General features: G+C 61.3%; 16 protein-coding genes. 12 read left to right on the forward strand and 4 right to left on the reverse strand.

Annotation, left to right across the window (positions count from 1 at the left end; genetic code table 11):
• Positions 1 to 3 precede the first annotated feature (3 nt).
• Together hemL and AB9L16_RS22510 are read left to right on the forward strand one after the other, a co-directional pair.
• Positions 4 to 1,287, forward strand: a complete 1,284-nt coding sequence (hemL, locus tag AB9L16_RS22505) for a glutamate-1-semialdehyde 2,1-aminomutase (RefSeq protein WP_258603764.1) — start codon at positions 4 to 6, stop codon at positions 1,285 to 1,287.
• Positions 1,288 to 1,511: 224 nt separating this feature from the next.
• Positions 1,512 to 2,066, forward strand: a complete 555-nt coding sequence (locus AB9L16_RS22510; protein WP_041477733.1) for a tetratricopeptide repeat protein — start codon at positions 1,512 to 1,514, stop codon at positions 2,064 to 2,066.
• 124 nt (positions 2,067 to 2,190) lie between these two features.
• Here the strand turns inward: AB9L16_RS22510 and AB9L16_RS22515 are convergent, their stop codons facing one another.
• Complete coding sequence (locus tag AB9L16_RS22515) at positions 2,191 to 2,520, reverse strand: DUF1820 family protein (RefSeq protein ID WP_016773045.1); 330 nt, start codon at positions 2,518 to 2,520, stop codon at positions 2,191 to 2,193.
• A 132-nt stretch (positions 2,521 to 2,652) separates the two neighbouring features.
• Between AB9L16_RS22515 and miaB the strand changes: the two genes are divergently transcribed.
• From miaB to lnt, 5 genes are all read left to right on the forward strand, one after another.
• A complete protein-coding gene (gene miaB / locus AB9L16_RS22520; protein WP_041477732.1) occupies positions 2,653 to 3,981 on the forward strand; it encodes a tRNA (N6-isopentenyl adenosine(37)-C2)-methylthiotransferase MiaB in 1,329 nt (442 codons plus the stop codon).
• Between the two features lie 284 nt (positions 3,982 to 4,265).
• Entirely contained in the window at positions 4,266 to 5,258 is a 993-nt protein-coding gene (locus AB9L16_RS22525) for a PhoH family protein (RefSeq protein WP_016773043.1), read from the forward strand.
• On the forward strand, positions 5,251 to 5,745 hold the full coding sequence (ybeY, locus tag AB9L16_RS22530; RefSeq protein WP_016773042.1) for an rRNA maturation RNase YbeY: 495 nt from the start codon (positions 5,251 to 5,253) through the stop codon (positions 5,743 to 5,745). Before AB9L16_RS22525 ends, ybeY begins: the two co-directional genes overlap by 8 nt.
• Before the next feature lie 5 nt (positions 5,746 to 5,750).
• Positions 5,751 to 6,590: an HlyC/CorC family transporter gene (locus AB9L16_RS22535; protein ID WP_024014438.1), complete on the forward strand. Its 840-nt coding sequence runs from the start codon at positions 5,751 to 5,753 to the stop codon at positions 6,588 to 6,590.
• A gap of 14 nt (positions 6,591 to 6,604) precedes the next feature.
• Positions 6,605 to 8,128: an apolipoprotein N-acyltransferase gene (gene lnt / locus AB9L16_RS22540; protein WP_150742305.1), complete on the forward strand. Its 1,524-nt coding sequence runs from the start codon at positions 6,605 to 6,607 to the stop codon at positions 8,126 to 8,128.
• 116 nt (positions 8,129 to 8,244) lie between these two features.
• On the opposite strand, the gene AB9L16_RS22545 is transcribed toward lnt, so the two are convergent.
• On the reverse strand, positions 8,245 to 9,006 hold the full coding sequence (locus AB9L16_RS22545; protein ID WP_236168734.1) for a YdcF family protein: 762 nt from the start codon (positions 9,004 to 9,006) through the stop codon (positions 8,245 to 8,247).
• A gap of 104 nt (positions 9,007 to 9,110) precedes the next feature.
• On the reverse strand, positions 9,111 to 9,434 hold the full coding sequence (locus AB9L16_RS22550) for a hypothetical protein (RefSeq protein ID WP_024014441.1): 324 nt from the start codon (positions 9,432 to 9,434) through the stop codon (positions 9,111 to 9,113).
• 255 nt (positions 9,435 to 9,689) lie between these two features.
• On the opposite strand from AB9L16_RS22550, the gene leuS reads away from it, so the two are divergent.
• From leuS to AB9L16_RS22575, 5 genes are all read left to right on the forward strand, one after another.
• Positions 9,690 to 12,296 (forward strand): leucine--tRNA ligase, encoded by a 2,607-nt coding sequence (leuS, locus tag AB9L16_RS22555; protein WP_256810277.1) that lies wholly within the window; start codon positions 9,690 to 9,692, stop codon positions 12,294 to 12,296.
• A gap of 88 nt (positions 12,297 to 12,384) precedes the next feature.
• Positions 12,385 to 12,990, forward strand: a complete 606-nt coding sequence (gene lptE, locus AB9L16_RS22560) for an LPS assembly lipoprotein LptE (protein ID WP_073475660.1) — start codon at positions 12,385 to 12,387, stop codon at positions 12,988 to 12,990.
• Between the two features lie 39 nt (positions 12,991 to 13,029).
• A complete protein-coding gene (gene holA / locus AB9L16_RS22565) occupies positions 13,030 to 14,067 on the forward strand; it encodes a DNA polymerase III subunit delta (protein ID WP_150638412.1) in 1,038 nt (345 codons plus the stop codon).
• A gap of 182 nt (positions 14,068 to 14,249) precedes the next feature.
• Positions 14,250 to 14,414 (forward strand): alternative ribosome rescue factor ArfA, encoded by a 165-nt coding sequence (gene arfA, locus AB9L16_RS22570; protein ID WP_016773035.1) that lies wholly within the window; start codon positions 14,250 to 14,252, stop codon positions 14,412 to 14,414.
• Positions 14,415 to 14,475: 61 nt separating this feature from the next.
• Entirely contained in the window at positions 14,476 to 15,798 is a 1,323-nt protein-coding gene (locus AB9L16_RS22575; RefSeq protein WP_375122730.1) for a lytic murein transglycosylase, read from the forward strand.
• A 100-nt stretch (positions 15,799 to 15,898) separates the two neighbouring features.
• Here the strand turns inward: AB9L16_RS22575 and AB9L16_RS22580 are convergent, their stop codons facing one another.
• Complete coding sequence (locus AB9L16_RS22580; RefSeq protein ID WP_375122731.1) at positions 15,899 to 16,864, reverse strand: LD-carboxypeptidase; 966 nt, start codon at positions 16,862 to 16,864, stop codon at positions 15,899 to 15,901.
• Positions 16,865 to 16,956: the final 92 nt, after the last annotated feature.

The following is a 16,956-nucleotide window of genomic DNA, read 5'->3' on the forward strand; positions in this document are numbered from 1 at the left end:
ATCATGTCTCGTTCCGAAACCCTGTTTGCCAATGCTCAGAAACACATCCCCGGCGGCGTTAACTCGCCGGTGCGCGCGTTCAAGAGCGTTGGCGGCACCCCGCTGTTCTTCAAACACGCCGAAGGCGCTTACGTCACCGACGAAGATGACAAGCGTTATGTCGATTACGTGGGTTCGTGGGGGCCGATGATCCTTGGCCACAGCCATCCGGACGTGCTCGACGCGGTGCGCAATCAGCTGCAACACGGCCTGTCCTACGGCGCACCGACGTCGATGGAAACCGAGATGGCCGATCTGGTCTGCTCGCTGGTGCCGTCGATGGAGATGGTGCGCATGGTCAGCTCCGGCACCGAAGCGACCATGAGCGCGATCCGACTGGCCCGTGGTTACACCGGTCGCGACAGCATCATCAAGTTCGAAGGCTGCTACCACGGCCACTCCGACAGCCTGCTGGTCAAGGCCGGTTCCGGCGCTCTGACCCAGGGCGTACCGAGCTCGGCCGGCGTGCCTGCAGCGTTCGCCAAACACACCCTGACCCTGCCGTTCAACGACATCGACGCGGTTGAAGCGATGCTCGCCGAAGTGGGCGAAGAGGTGGCGTGCATCATCGTCGAGCCGGTCGCCGGCAACATGAACTGCGTGCCGCCAGCGCCGGGCTTCCTCGAAGGCCTGCGTTCGCTGTGCGACAAGCACGGCGTGGTGTTGATTTTTGACGAAGTGATGACCGGTTTCCGCGTCGCCCTCGGCGGTGCCCAGGCGCACTACGGCGTGACGCCGGACCTGACCACGTTCGGCAAGATCATCGGCGGCGGCATGCCGGTGGGCTGCTTCGGCGGCAAGCGCGAGATCATGCAGCGCATCGCCCCGCTCGGCCCGGTGTATCAGGCAGGTACGTTGTCGGGTAATCCGCTGGCGATGGCTGCCGGCCTGACGACCTTGCGTCTGATCAGCCGCCCGGGTTTCCACGCCGAATTGACCGACTACACCGCGCGCATGCTCGACGGTCTGCAACAGCGTGCCGATGCTGCGGGCATCCCGTTCGTGACCACCCAGGCCGGCGGCATGTTCGGTCTGTACTTCAGCGGCGCCGATGACATCGTCACCTTCGACGACGTGATGGCCAGCGATGCAGCAATGTTCGGTCGCTTCTTCCACCTGATGCTGGAAGGTGGCGTGTACCTGGCGCCGAGCGCTTTCGAAGCCGGTTTCACCTCGATCGCCCATGGCGAAGCCGAGCTGCAACTGACGCTGGACGCTGCCGAGCGCGCCTTCGCCGCATTGAAATAATCGCCGTACCGCTGACGTTGGCTATGGCCAGCGTCAGCTTTCGCCTACATCCGCTCGATTTTTCCGACGTGCCTGCGAAAATCCTGCCCGAATCGGGCGATATATTCCCCACGCAGCAGAAAAACGAGTAAAGACTTTGTAAGGTTGGCCCTGCTTATTTCATAATGCGCGCTTATTGGATCCCTCGACGGGTCCGCGTGCCCTTCAGAGGTAAGTCGATTCCCATGAACCGCACCGGCCGCACCCTTGCATTGGGCTGCCTGTTGCTCCTTCAGCCCCTGCTCGCGCATGCACAAGCAGGCGGCAACTCGTTGTTGATCCCGGCGATGGGTCGTTGCACCCTCAATACTCAGCCGCAAGATGTCACGCAGGCACTGGCCGCCTGCCAGAAAGCGGCGGACGAAGGGGACGCGCAAGCGCAATACGAGTTGGGTGAGTTCTACTACGACGGCAAGAACGCGCCGCGCGACCTCAATCAAGCCCTGAGCTATTTCGAAAAGGCCTCGCTGCAAGGCCACGCCCAGGCGCAATACAAGCTCGGCAGCATGTTCTTCCACGGTGAAGGTGTGCAGGCCAACAATATCCAGGCCTACATCGTGCTGAAGATGGCAGCGGTCAACGGTGCCGAAGAGGCGCTGGACACGGCCGACGAAGTCTCGGAAAAGATGTCCCGCGAAGATCTCGAAACCGCCACTCAGGTGCTCGGGCAGATTTTCCGCAAATACCTGATGGAACTGCAGAACGCCGATGGGCGTACGCCGTTTTCACCTCTTCCCTGATTTTTGCGCCGACCTTTCTGGCCTCTTCGCGAGCAGGCTCGCTCCCACAGAGGATCTTCTGAACACTGGAGATCTACTGTGGGAGCGAGCCTGCTCGCGAATGGGGGCTACGCGGTCTTGAAGCTTACTTCTCAGGCATCGGCATCGGAAACGGCATGACATTGCCGACCGCGCCGCGGGCTTCGCTGATTTTCGGTGTACCCAGACGTTCGACTTCATCGATGCGCACGATCGAATGCATCGGCACAAAGCTGCGCACCACGCCTTCGAATTGCGCCTTGAGCTTTTCTTCGCTCGGATCGACGACCATTTGCGTACGCTCGCCAAAGACGAATTCTTCAACTTCCAGGAAACCCCACAGATCACTTTGATAGATCTGCTTGGCGTACATTTCGAACACCTGGCCCTGGTTGAGGAAAATCACCTTGTAGATTGGAGCTTCGCGTTTGGTCATGGCGGGCGGATAACATCGGGGTAAAAATGAGGGCGCGAACTATAGCATAGCCACCGGACGCACAGCGGTAGGAACCTGACGGCTTGTTCCCTATAATGCGCGGTTCTTTGAATCACGTGACGACCCGAATCCATGGCCAAGAAGCTTTACATCGAAACCCACGGTTGCCAGATGAACGAGTACGACAGCTCGCGCATGGTCGATCTGCTGGGCGAACATCAGGCCCTGGAAGTCACCGCTCGCGCGGAAGACGCCGACGTGATTCTGCTCAACACCTGCTCGATCCGCGAACGCGCGCAAGACCGCGTGTATTCGCAGCTCGGCCGCTGGCGCGAACTGAAGCTGGCCAACCCGGACATGGTCATCGCTGTCGGCGGTTGCGTGGCCAGTCAGGAAGGCGCGGCGATCCGCGATCGCGCTCCCTACGTTGACGTGGTGTTCGGCCCGCAGACCCTGCACCGTCTGCCGGAAATGATCGACGCCGCGCGCAGCAGCAAGCTGCCGCAGGTCGACGTCTCGTTTCCGGAAATCGAAAAATTCGACCACCTGCCCGAGCCGCGTATCGACGGCCCGAGCGCTTATGTGTCAGTGATGGAAGGTTGCAGCAAGTACTGCACCTTCTGCGTGGTGCCGTATACCCGTGGTGAAGAAGTCAGCCGGCCGTTCGACGACGTGATCGCGGAAATCATTCACCTTGCCGAACACGGCGTGCGTGAAGTGACGTTGCTCGGGCAGAACGTCAACGGCTATCGCGGCCAGACCCACGACGGTCGCCTGGCCGACCTGGCCGAACTGATCCGCGTGGTCGCCGCTGTCGATGGCATCGACCGCATCCGCTACACCACGTCGCACCCGCTGGAGTTCTCCGACAGCCTGATCCAGGCCCACGCCGAAGTGCCGGAACTGGTCAAGCACCTGCACCTGCCAGTGCAGTCGGGCTCGGACCGGATTCTCGCGGCGATGAAGCGCAACCACACGGCGCTGGAATACAAATCCAAGCTGCGCAAACTGCGCGCTGCGGTGCCAGGAATCTGCATCAGTTCGGACTTCATCGTCGGCTTCCCCGGTGAAACCGAGAAAGACTTCGAACAGACCATGAAGCTGATTGCCGATGTCGGCTTCGATTTCTCCTACTCGTTCGTCTACAGCCAGCGCCCGGGCACGCCCGCTGCCGATCTGGCAGATGACACCCCGGAAGAATTGAAGAAAGAACGCCTGAACGCGCTGCAACATCGTCTGAATCAGCAGGGCTTCGAGATCAGCCGACAAATGGTCGGCTCGATCCAGCGCATTCTGGTGACCGATTATTCGAAGAAAGACCCAGGCGAGCTCCAGGGCCGTACCGAGAATAACCGTATCGTCAACTTCCGCTGCGACAATCCCACCCTGATCGGCCAGTTCGCCGATGTGCACATCGACGCCGCGCAACCGCACTCGCTGCGTGGTTCGCTGGTTCAATAACACCATCGCATTGTGGATGGGGCTTCTGTGGTGAGGGGATTTATCCCCGATGGTTGGCGCAGCCGACCCAAAACCTGCACTCCGGGTGATCTGATACACCTCTGATAATGGTTTCAGGACCGCTTCGCGTCCCATCGGGGATAAATCCCCTCACCACCAAATGACCCCGCCAGCCACAGAGAATGGGTTCGAAAGCAGCGTCGATATTTAAGAGCTTTCGCACCCAGGCCACTGGCGTTATCCTTGATTTCATCCTAATTGCCCCAGGGCGGCTAAATACGACCTTGAACGCACCCATCGAACCACATCGTTTTCTCCTCGAGCCTTTTGAGGCTCGCCGCTTCGCCAATCTGTGCGGGCAATTCGACGAGCATTTGCGCTTGATCGAACAGCGCCTGGCCATCGAGATCCGCAATCGCGGAAACCAGTTCGAGTTGATTGGCGATCCAAAACTCACCACGTCCGCGGAAAACCTGCTGCGCCGCCTGTACCGGGAAACCAAGGGTACCGAGCTGTCGCCAGACCTGGTGCACCTGTTCATTCAGGAATCAGCAGATATCGACAACCCGGCACCTGCCGAAGCGACCGTCGCCCTGCGCACCAAGAAAGGCATGATTCGCCCGCGCGGCTTGAATCAGCAGCGCTACGTGAAGGAAATCCTCGGCAACGACATCAACTTCGGCATCGGCCCGGCCGGTACCGGCAAGACCTATCTGGCCGTGGCCTGCGCGGTGGATGCGCTGGAGCGCGAGCAGATCCGCCGCATCCTGCTGGTGCGTCCGGCAGTCGAAGCGGGAGAAAAGCTCGGCTTCCTGCCCGGCGATCTGTCGCAAAAGATCGACCCGTACCTGCGCCCGCTCTACGACGCGCTGTACGAAATGCTCGGTTTCGAATACGTCGCCAAGCTGATCGAGAAACAGGTGATCGAAGTCGCGCCGCTGGCCTACATGCGCGGTCGTACGCTGAACAACAGCTTCATCATTCTCGACGAAAGCCAGAACACCACCGTCGAGCAGATGAAGATGTTCCTCACGCGCATCGGCTTCGGCTCCACCGCCGTGATCACCGGCGACATCACCCAGGTCGACCTGCCGCGCGGCACCAAGTCCGGGCTGCACCATGTGATCGAAGTGCTCAAAGACGTGCCGGGCATCAGCTTCACCCACTTCCAGCCCAAGGACGTCGTGCGGCACCCGTTGGTGCAGCGGATTGTCGAGGCCTACGAGCGCTTCGAAACCCGTGCCGAAGCCGCGAAGGAAGCCTCGCGCGATGCTTGAGCTGGATCTGCAAATCGCCACTGAGGCCAGCGCGCCGAGTGAAGCCGAGTTCCGCCAGTGGTGCGAACTGGCCCTGCGCCAGCGCAGCGCTGATTCGGAAATGACCATTCGTCTGGTCGACGAGGAAGAAGGCCGCGAGCTCAATCACACCTGGCGCCACAAGGACTACGCGACCAACGTGTTGTCGTTCCCGGCGGAAGTGCCTGACGAGTTTCTCGATATCCCGCTGCTCGGCGATCTGGTGATCTGCGTGGCCGTGGTCGAACGCGAAGCCGCCGAGCAGGGCAAGGAACTAAAGGCGCACTGGGCACATCTGGTCATTCACGGCTGCTTGCATCTGTTGGGTTACGACCATATAGATGACGACGAAGCCGAGGAAATGGAAGCACTGGAACGCGAGTTGCTTGCTGAACTGGGCTATCCCGATCCGTACGCGGACGACGAAACCGAACACTCCCCCATCGTTACAACAAAGGATTCAGAGTAATCGCTATGAGCGAAGATCGATCGAGCAACGGGCAGAAGTCATGGCTGGGTAAACTGACCCAGGCTTTTGCCCACGAGCCGAAGAACCGTCAGGAGCTCCTCGAGCTGCTGCGTGATGCACATCAGAACAAACTGCTGGACAGCGAAGCGCTGGCCATCGTCGAAGGCGCCATCCAAGTGGCTGACCTGCAAGTGCGCGACATCATGGTGCCGCGCTCGCAGATGGTCAGCATCAAGGCGACCCAGACACCCCGCGAATTCCTCCCCGCCGTGGTCGACTCGGCCCACTCGCGCTATCCGGTCATCGGCGAAAGCCATGACGACGTGATGGGCGTGCTGCTGGCCAAGGATCTGCTGCCGCTGATCCTCAAGGAGAACGGCGACAGCTTCAACATCAAGGACCTGCTGCGCCCGGCCACCTTCGTGCCGGAGTCCAAGCGTCTGAACGTGTTGCTGCGTGAGTTTCGCGCCAACCACAACCACATGGCCATCGTCATCGACGAATACGGCGGTGTGGCCGGTCTGGTGACCATCGAGGACGTGCTTGAGCAGATCGTCGGCGACATCGAGGACGAGCACGACGTCGAAGAAGACAGCTACATCAAGCCGCTGCCCAGCGGTGATTTCCTGATCAAGGCGCTGACGCCGATCGAGAACTTCAATGAGTTCTTCGACAGCGAGTTCTCCGACGATGAATTCGACACCGTCGGCGGCCTGGTGATGAGCGCGTTCGGGCACTTGCCAAAACGCAACGAAACCACTGAAATCGGCGCTTATCGTTTCCGCATCCTGAACGCCGACAGCCGTCGGATTCACTTGCTGCGACTGACGCCTATCGCTCGTTAATTCTAAGGACTGAAATGCGCTGGACAACCCGCCCCGGCTGGCCCGGTAACCTGCTGGCCGTGGCGGCCGGTGCAATCACCACATTCGCTCTCGCACCGTTCGACATCTGGCCGCTGGCATTGCTGGCGGTTGGTCTGTTCTATGCCGGTTTGCGTGAGCTGAGCCCGCGTCAGGCGCTCGGCCGTGGCTGGTGCTTCGGCTTCGGCCTGTTCGGTGCCGGCACCAGTTGGATCTATTACAGCATTCATCATTTCGGCGGCGCTTCGGTGTTGCTCGCCGGGTTCCTGATGCTGCTGTTCACCGCGGCGATTGCCTGGTTCTTCGCCCTGCCCGCGTGGCTGTGGGCGCGCTGGTTGCGGCGTAACGAAGCACCGCTGGCGGATGCCTTGGCGTTTGCGGCGTTGTGGGTCGGCCAGGAAGCCTTTCGCGGCTGGTTCCTCACCGGTTTCCCATGGCTTTATTCCGGTTACAGCCAGCTCGACGGCCCGCTGGCCGGGCTCGCGCCGGTGGGCGGGATGTGGCTGGTCTCGTTTGTTCTGGCACTGACCGCAGCGCTGATCTACAACGCGCCGCGCTTGTTGCAGGCGCGCCGCAAGGGTTTCATCGCGGCCGGTCTGGTACTTCTGGCGGGGCCTTGGGTGGCGGGCATTGCCCTCAAGGGCCACGCGTGGACCAGCCCGTCCGGCGCACCGCTGACGGTCGCCGCGATTCAGGGCAATGTCGCGCAAAGCATGAAATGGGACCCGGCCGAACTCAACGCGCAACTGGCGCTGTACCGTGATCTGAGCTTCCGCTCCAAACCGGTCGATCTGCTGATCTGGCCGGAAACCGCCGTGCCGGTGTTGAAGGAGTCCGCCGAGGGCTACCTGACGATGATGGGCAACTTCGCCGCCGAGCGTAAATCAGCGTTGATCACCGGCGTGCCGATCCGCCAGACCGTGCATCACGAGCGGCGCTTCTTCAACGGCATCACCGTGGTCGGCGAAGGCGACGGCACTTACCTGAAGCAGAAACTGGTGCCGTTCGGCGAGTACGTGCCGTTGCAGGACGTGTTGCGCGGCTTGATCGCGTTCTTCGACCTGCCGATGTCGGACTTCGCTCGCGGCCCGTCGGATCAAGCGCTCTTGCAAGCCAAGGGTTACCAGATTGCACCGTTCATCTGCTACGAGGTGGTCTATCCGGAATTCGCCGCCGGCCTGTCGGCACGCAGCGACCTGCTGCTGACGATCAGCAACGACACCTGGTTCGGCACGTCGATCGGCCCGCTGCAGCATTTACAGATGGCGCAGATGCGCGCGCTGGAGGCCGGACGCTGGATGATCCGCGCGACCAACAACGGCGTTACTGGCCTGATCAACCCGTTCGGGCAGATCACCGAACAGATTCCGCAGTTCGAACAAGGTGTGCTGTACGGCGAAGTGGTACCGATGCACGACCTGACGCCGTATCTGCAATGGCGCTCGTGGCCGTTGATCGCGTTGTGCCTGCTGCTGTTTGGCTGGGCGCTGATGGCGAGCCGGATGTCGAAGACCCTCTGAGAAATGTGACGAGGGGATTTATCCCCGCTGGAGTGCGCAGCAGTCCCCTCTTCTGAAGGTAAGAGAGGGATCGCTACGCGCCCCGTCGGGGATAAATCCCCTCGCCACAATGATCTTCAGCGGTAAAACAACGAGTACCCCACCTGCCCCACCGCTTCATTGAGCAATTGCCCGCTCTGCCAGATCGACTTGAATTCCGGCAACCAGCCGCCAAACGGCCGGGCGTTATCCGTACCGAGGAAACCCACCGGCGCCGGCACCACCTCGAAACCCGCCTGCTCAAAGCTCCACACTGCACGCGGCATGTGCCACGCCTGCGTCACCACGACGACCCGCTTGATCCCTTGCGGCAAGAGGATATCTGCCGTCATCTTCGCGTTCTCCCATGTGGTGCGACTTTCGCCTTCCTGCCAGCGTACCGTTACGTCGAAATCATCACGCAACGAATCTGCCATCAATTTCGCTTCGGTCGGCGGCGTGCCGTAGTGCAGGCCGCCGCTGGTCAGAATCGGCAGGCCCGAGGCCTTGGCCAGGCGCGCCGCGTAACGCTGCCGCTCGAGCCCGATGCCGGTCGGCTGGTCTTCGCCCCAGGCCAGATCACCGCGCTCGCGCCCCGAGCCCAACACCACAATCGCATCGGCGCGTTGCGCCAGCGTCGTCCACTCTGACCGCGCCAGCGGCGGCTCACGTTCCAGCGCCTTGGCGCTCCACTGCACGACCACCGGCAGGCTCATCAGCAGCAGGCCACCAAAACCGACGGCAAAACACACGCCAGCCAGGCGTGGCCGCGAACGGCGCAGCCACCAGGCGACCAGCAACAGCAGCAAAAGAATGCCGGGCGGCAATAAAAGTTGTTTGATGAAATAGCGAAAGGGCATCGGGCATCTCCAAAGATGCCCGAAGCCTAAAAGTGTTGATTACGCGTTACAACCATTAGGCGGGATCCTGTTGCAAAAGATCCGTTTCCTGACCTGCCATGTGCTTACTTGGCCTGTACAGAGCGCACCTTGCCGGTGTCTCTGCGCGGCGCCTTGTCCTTGAGCCAGATGACCTTGGCCGAATGTGCTGCATCGAGTTGCTTCACTGCTTGAGACAGGCATCCCTGCGTTTCACGTTCACTGCGATCCAGATAGGCCTTGACCAGTTTGAACTCGGCGGGGCTCAAGCCACGCAATTCCAGTTCCAGGGGGCGCTCGTCGCGCAGCCGGTCAGCGGTTTTCACGGCGTCCAGCGCCATGCCCAGACGATCGATCAACCTTTCATACAACTCGGGTTTCGTTACGTTCTTTTTCCGTTGCTCCACCATCCCTCACCTCATTGAAGATAAGACTCACTCCCCAATTAGAGCTTAGCTTCGCTGCACGAACCGGCTACACGCCGCGACCAACGGCCCTCGTCGTCCAAAAGGTCGGGCAAACAGCTGTAATCAGGGTTTCCCTCGGCCAAGCGCGGTCATGTATGCTACGGCGCTTCCTGTCATTCCACTTCCAGCGCACTCGGGCGATCCCGAATGCAGCCGTCGAAGCGGATTAGGCCACCCCTATCCAGTACAAAAGTAGCCATGCACGAACAATATCAGCCACGTGAGATCGAAGCCGCCGCCCAGTCGTTCTGGGATGAGCAAAAGTCCTTTGAAGTCAGTGAACAGCCAGGCAAGGAAACCTACTACTGCCTGTCGATGTTCCCTTACCCCAGCGGCAAGCTGCACATGGGCCACGTGCGCAACTACACCATTGGCGACGTGATCTCGCGCTACCAGCGCATGCAGGGCAAGAATGTTCTGCAGCCAATGGGTTGGGATGCGTTCGGCATGCCGGCGGAAAACGCCGCAATGAAAAACAACGTAGCGCCCGCCAAGTGGACCTACGAGAACATCGCCTACATGAAGTCGCAGCTGCGCAGCCTCGGCCTCGCGGTGGACTGGTCCCGTGAAGTGACCACCTGCAAGCCGGACTACTACCGCTGGGAACAATGGCTGTTCACGCGCCTGTTCGAAAAAGGCGTGATCTACCGCAAGAACGGCACCGTGAACTGGGACCCGGTCGACCAGACCGTTCTGGCCAACGAGCAAGTCATCGACGGCCGTGGCTGGCGCTCCGGGGCGCTGATCGAAAAGCGCGAAATCCCGATGTACTACTTCAAGATCACCGCTTACGCCGACGAGCTGCTGGAAAGTCTCGACGAACTGACTGGCTGGCCTGAACAGGTCAAGACCATGCAGCGCAACTGGATCGGCAAGTCCCGTGGCATGGAAGTGCAGTTCCCGTACAACGTCGATTCGATCGGCGAAGCCGGCACCCTGAAAGTCTTCACCACCCGTCCGGACACCCTGATGGGCGCGACCTACGTCGCCGTCGCTGCCGAGCACCCGCTGGCCACCCTGGCCGCGCAGAACAATCCCGAGCTGCAAGCGTTCATCGCTGAATGCAAGGGCGGCAGCGTTGCCGAAGCAGACGTCGCCACCCAGGAAAAGAAAGGCCTGCCGACCGGCCTGTTCGTCGAGCACCCGCTGACCGGCGAAAAGCTCCCGGTATGGGTCGCCAACTACGTGCTGATGCACTACGGCGACGGCGCGGTCATGGCGGTTCCGGCGCACGACGAGCGCGATTTCGAATTCGCTCACAAATACAACCTGCCGGTGAAATCGGTGGTGCGCACCAGCTCCGGTGACACCAACCCGGCGCCGTGGCAGGACGCCTATGGCGAGCACGGCACGCTGATCAACTCCGGCGACTTTGACGGCCTCGACTTCGCCGGCGCGTTCGACGCAATGGAAGTAGCCCTGATCAAGAAACAACTGGGCGCCTCGCGCACCCAGTTCCGCCTGCGCGACTGGGGCATCAGCCGCCAGCGCTACTGGGGCTGCCCGATCCCGATCATCCATTGCGCCGCGTGCGGCGACGTGCCGGTGCCGGAAGATCAACTGCCGGTCGTGTTGCCGGAAGACGTGGTGCCGGACGGCGCCGGTTCGCCGCTGGCGCGCATGCCCGAGTTCTACGAATGCAGCTGCCCGAAATGCGGCGCGCCGGCCAAGCGCGAAACCGACACCATGGATACCTTCGTCGAGTCGTCGTGGTACTACGCCCGCTACGCCTCGCCGCACTTTGAAGGTGGCCTGGTGGAGAAATCCGCAGCCGATCACTGGCTGCCGGTGGATCAGTACATCGGTGGTATCGAACACGCCATTCTCCACCTGCTTTACGCGCGCTTTTTCCACAAGCTGATGCGTGACGAAGGTCTGGTCAGCTCCAACGAGCCGTTTAAGAACCTGCTGACCCAGGGCATGGTGATCGCCGAGACTTACTATCGTCGCGAAGCCAATGGCGCTTACACCTGGTTCAACCCGGCGGACGTGGAACTGGAGCGTGACAGCAAAGCCAAGGTGATTAGCGCCAAGCTGAAATCCGACGGCCTGCCGGTGGAAATCGGCGGTACCGAGAAGATGGCCAAGTCGAAGAACAACGGCGTCGACCCGCAGTCGATGATCGACCAGTTCGGTGCCGACACCTGCCGTCTGTTCATGATGTTCGCCTCGCCGCCTGACATGAGCGCGGAATGGTCCGATTCCGGCGTAGAAGGCTCGCACCGCTTCCTCAAGCGCGTCTGGCGTCTGGCGCAAGCCCACGTCACCCAGGGCTTGCCGGGCAAACTGGATATCGCCGCACTGAGCGACGAGCAGAAAACCGTGCGTCGTGCGATTCACCTGGCGATCAAGCAGGCCAGCCATGACGTCGGCCAGAACCACAAATTCAACACCGCCATCGCCCAGGTAATGACGCTGATGAACGTGCTGGAAAAAGCCGCCCAAGGCACCGAACAGGACCGCGCGCTGCTGCACGAAGGTCTGGAAGCGGTGACCCTGCTGCTGGCGCCGATCACCCCGCACATCAGCCATGAACTGTGGAAGCAGTTGGGTCACGCCGATGCGGTGATCGATGCAGGCTGGCCGGCCGTGGACGAAAGTGCCTTGGTGCAGGACAACCTGACCCTGGTCATTCAGGTCAACGGCAAGCTGCGCGGGCAGATCGAAATGCCGGCCAGTGCCACTCGCGAAGAGATCGAAGCCGCCGCGCGCATCAACGAGAACGTGCTGCGTTTCGTCGATGGCCTGACCATTCGCAAAGTGATCGTGGTGCCGGGCAAACTGGTCAACATCGTCGCCAGCTAAATTGGATCGGGTGCCGGGCTCGCCTGGCACCCAGTAAAACCTTTCGGGCCGCAGAGTCGGCTCACCTGGTTTCAAGGGGAGCAACACAATGATCAAACGCAATCTGCTGGTGATGGGCCTCGCCGTTCTGCTGAGCGCCTGCGGTTTCCAGTTGCGTGGTACCGGCACCAACGAACTGTCGATCAAGGAAATCGACCTGAGCGCGCGTAACGCTTATGGCGAAACCGTAAGACAGCTGCGTCAGACGCTGGAGTCCAGCGGCGTCAAGGTTTACAGCGGCGCGCCGTACAAGCTGTATCTGGCTGACGAGCAGGAAAGCCAGCGCATCCTCAGCTATGCCGGTGCCGGGCGCACAGGCGAGTATCAGGTCAACACTGTGCTGAGCTATGACATCCGCGGCGACAAAGACCTGTCCCTGCTTAGCGATAAGCTCGAAGTGCAGAAGGTGTTCATTCACGACGGCAACAACCTCGTCGGCTCCGATCAGGAAGCCAACGACGCCCGTCATGAAATCCGTCGCGAGCTGGTGCAGCGCATGATGCTGCGCCTGTCGCAGCTGACCCCGGGCCAGTTGCAGCAACTGCAGCAAACCGCCAACGACCGCGCCAAGGCTGAAGCCGATGCGCTGGAAGCGGCGCAGAAGGCTGAGGCGGAAACTCCGCGTCAGTCGCCGCTCGAAATCCCGCAGCAGTAAGACGGCCGGGGCGCTCAGGCGCCCCGCTCGCCCTTTCTTATGAAGCTCGCTCCCGCGCAACTCGGCAAACACCTGCAAGGCGCACTTGCGCCGGTCTACATCATCAGCGGCGATGATCCGTTGCTGTGTCAGGAAGCCGCCGACGCCATCCGCACCGCTGCTCGCCAGCAAGGTTTCGACGAACGTCAGGTCTTCGCCGCCGACGCCAATTTCGATTGGGGTACGTTGCTGCAGGCCGGCGCAAGCATGTCGCTGTTCGCCGAAAAACGCCTGTTGGAACTGCGCCTGCCGTCCGGTAAGCCTGGCGACAAAGGCGCCGCCGCGCTGATCGAATATTGCTCACGTCCTGCGGAAGACACGGTTCTGCTGATCAGCTTGCCGAAGCTCGATGGCAGCGCGCAGAAAACCAAGTGGGGCAAGGCACTGGTCGAAGGCCAACAGACCCAGTTCGTGCAGATTTGGCCGGTGGATGCCAATCAGCTGCCGAGCTGGATTCGTCAGCGCCTGTCCCAGGCAGGCCTGTCGGCCAGTCAGGACGCGGTCGAATTGATTGCCGCGCGTGTCGAAGGCAACCTGCTCGCCGCCGCCCAGGAAATCGAAAAGCTCAAGTTGATGGCCGAAGGTGGGCAGATCGACGTCGAAACCGTGCAGGCCGCCGTGGCCGACAGTGCCCGGTTTGACGTGTTCGGCCTGACCGACGCGGTACTCAACGGCGAACCGGCGCACGCGTTGCGCATGCTTGAAGGCCTGCGCGGTGAAGGCGTCGAGCCGCCGGTGATCCTCTGGGCATTGGCGCGGGAGTTGCGCCTGCTGGCCAACATCTCCCTGCAATACAGCCAGGGCACGCCACTGGACAAATGCTTCAGCCAGTCGAAACCGCCGGTCTGGGACAAGCGCAAGCCGCTGATGAGCAAGGCGCTGCAACGTTACTCGGCGCAACGCTGGGCACAGTTGCTGCTCGAAGCGCAGCGCATCGATGCGCAGATCAAGGGCCAGGCGGCGGGTTCACCGTGGATGAGCCTGAGTCGGTTGGCGCTGTTGATGGCTGGCCAGCGATTGTCTTTGCCTGCCGAATAAGGCAGTCGACCGCGTAGCGTCCATTCGCGAGCAGGCTCGCTCCCACAGCTGACCGCGTACCAATGTGGGAGCGAGCCAGCTCGCGAAAGCGCCAGAATATTCCTACGCATGAGCTACTGGACAGATGCGCCACATCGGCAGATTATTCCCGGCGCAAAACCCACCACGCCGAGAGACCCCTCATGAGCAAAAAGCCAGCAAAGCATGGCCCCAACAAGGCCAAATCCATCGTCGCCCAGCCCTTGTTCCGCAGCCGCCAGGAACGACCAGCCAAGGGCAAAGGCAGCTACCGCCGCGAAGCCTTCCGGTCTGACAACCGGGAGGCTTTTTACTTTCTGGCTGCCTGAAGCGCACTACCCCTCGCTCATGTTAAGGTCTGCACCTGATTCGTTTCCCCTGGAACTGTGCATGCCCACAAGTCTTTCCCGTCGTTGGCCCGTGCGCCAATTGATCGCTGCCTCCAGCTTCATCCTGCTTGTCGCCTGCGCGGAAAAACCCACCGCCGCCGATGCACAACCGCTTCAAGCCGCCCCGGTCACCACGGCCCCAGCGATCATTCCGCCGGTAGTGCCGTCCGCCGACCCGCTCGATATTCAACCGACCCAGACCTTTGCCGAATGGCAGGCGGGTTTCCGCAAGGACGCCCTCGCCGCCGGGATTCGCCCCGAGCTGTTCGATCAGGCATTTGCCAATATCAGCTTCGACGCCAGCGTGATTCGCGCCGATCGCAGTCAGCCGGAGTTTTCCCGCCCGGTGTGGGAATACCTCGACGGCGCACTGTCACCGCTGCGCGTACGCAAAGGCCAGGCGTTGATCAACCAGTACGCCGACATTCTGCAAAGCATCGAGCAGCGCTATGGCGTTGATCGCCAGACGCTGGTGTCGGTGTGGGGCATGGAAAGCAATTTCGGCCAGTTCCAGGGCAGCAAGTCGGTGATCAATTCGCTGGCCACACTCGCCTACGAGGGGCGTCGTCCGGGCTTTGCTCACGCGCAACTGATCGCCGCCCTGCAGATTCTGCAACAGGGCGATATCACCCCGGAGAAGATGCTCGGTTCCTGGGCCGGCGCGATGGGCCAGACCCAGTTCATTCCGACCACTTACAACACCCACGCCGTGGACTTTGACGGTGACGGCCGCCGCGACATCTGGGGCAGCCCGGCCGATGCGCTGGCCTCGACCGCCCATTACCTGCAAAGCTCGGGCTGGCAGCGTGGCCAGCCGTGGGGTTTCGAAGTGCAATTGCCGAGCGGCTTCAACTACACCCTGGCCGATGGCGCGATTCGCAAAAGCGTCGCCGAATGGCGGCAACTGGGTGTGAACCTGCCCAATGGTGCGCAGGTGCCAGCCGGCTCCGAACATCTGTCCGCTGCCCTGCTGCTGCCAGCCGGTTATCGCGGCCCGGCGTTCCTGATCCTCGACAACTTCCGGGCGATTCTCAAGTACAACAATTCGTCGTCGTATGCGCTGGCGGTGAGCCTGTTGTCCGAGCGTTTCGAAGGAGCGGGCCTGATCAATGGCGACTGGCCGAAAGATGATCTGCCGCTAAGCCGCACCGAACGCATCGAACTGCAGACGCTATTGAGCGCGCGTAATTACGACGCTGGCACGGCGGACGGGATTATCGGCGCCAATACGCGCAAAGCGATTCGCAGTGCCCAGCAGGCGCTGGGCTGGCCGGCGGATGGTTATCCGACGCACAAGTTGCTTGAGAGCCTGCGCGCCCAATAGAAAGACTGCCGTATGGCGGGTATCGCTTTCGCGAGCAGGCTCGCTCCCACAGTTGACCGTATTCCAATGTGGGAGCGAGCCTGCTCGCGAATACTGACTGTCAGGCAATAACCGTTTCAGCCTTGATTACCACATCCTGCTCCAGCAGCAACTCCTGCTTCCCTGCATCCAGGCGCACCAGCGCGCCCAACGGCAGTGTCAGGTTCGGGTCGCAATGGCCACTGCGCCAGCCCGACAGCACCGGAATCCGTAACGGCTCAAAGGTTTGCTTGAGCAGCCGATTCAGCGCGTCGACCTCCACCCCGGCGATATCACCGACCAGCACACCGCGAAGTCGGGCCAGCTTGCCGGCCAGACGCATCTGGGTCAGCAGCCGATCAATACGATACAGCGGCTCGTTGATGTCCTCGATGAACAGAACTGCGCCTTCGACATCAATCTCGTAGGGCGTGCCGAGGGTTGCAGCAATCATCGCCAGATTGCCGCCAAGCAACCGCCCGTGAGCGATGCCCGGTTCGACGGTTGATAACGGATAAGCCGCCGGATGGCTGAGCACACTCCCTGACTTCATTTGCCCGCGCAGCATGGCGAAGAATGAGGTGACGGTAGGCGGTTCCTTGTCGCCCAGCAGGTCGGCATTGAGCAGCGGCCCGTGAAAGGTCACAAACCCGGCGTAGCGACTGATGGCCAGGTGCAGCGCGGTGATATCGCTGTAGCCGATAAAGGGTTTGGCGTGCCGGCTGAGCAGGTCGTAATCGATTCGGTCCAGCAGGCGCGGCGTGCCGTAGCCGCCGCGCAGGCAAATGATCGCGTCGACTTCAGGATCAGCGAATGCCGCGTGCAGATCGCGCAGGCGTACGTCGTCACTGCCGGCCAGATAGCCGTCCTTCTCATAGACACCCGGAAACACCTTCAGCCCATAGCCGCGCGCGCGCATCCATTGCAGCGCTTTTTCAGTGTCGAGAGTGCCGGGGCCGGCAGGCGCGATGACGCCAATCGTCCCTTCGGATGGCAGCGCCGGTACGGCTCGGTGGGCAATAAGGGTATGGCTCGGTCGAACGGTCATCCATGGGCTCCAGCGGTAAAGTCATGCACACACAGTAGTCCGCTGAAGAGACAAACAAAAGCCCCTTGTCTCAGGCAAAAAAATGCCCGCCG

The sequence above is a fragment of the Pseudomonas sp. LW8 genome (assembly GCF_041956865.1).
GTDB classification, from domain to species: domain Bacteria; phylum Pseudomonadota; class Gammaproteobacteria; order Pseudomonadales; family Pseudomonadaceae; genus Aquipseudomonas; species Aquipseudomonas siliginis.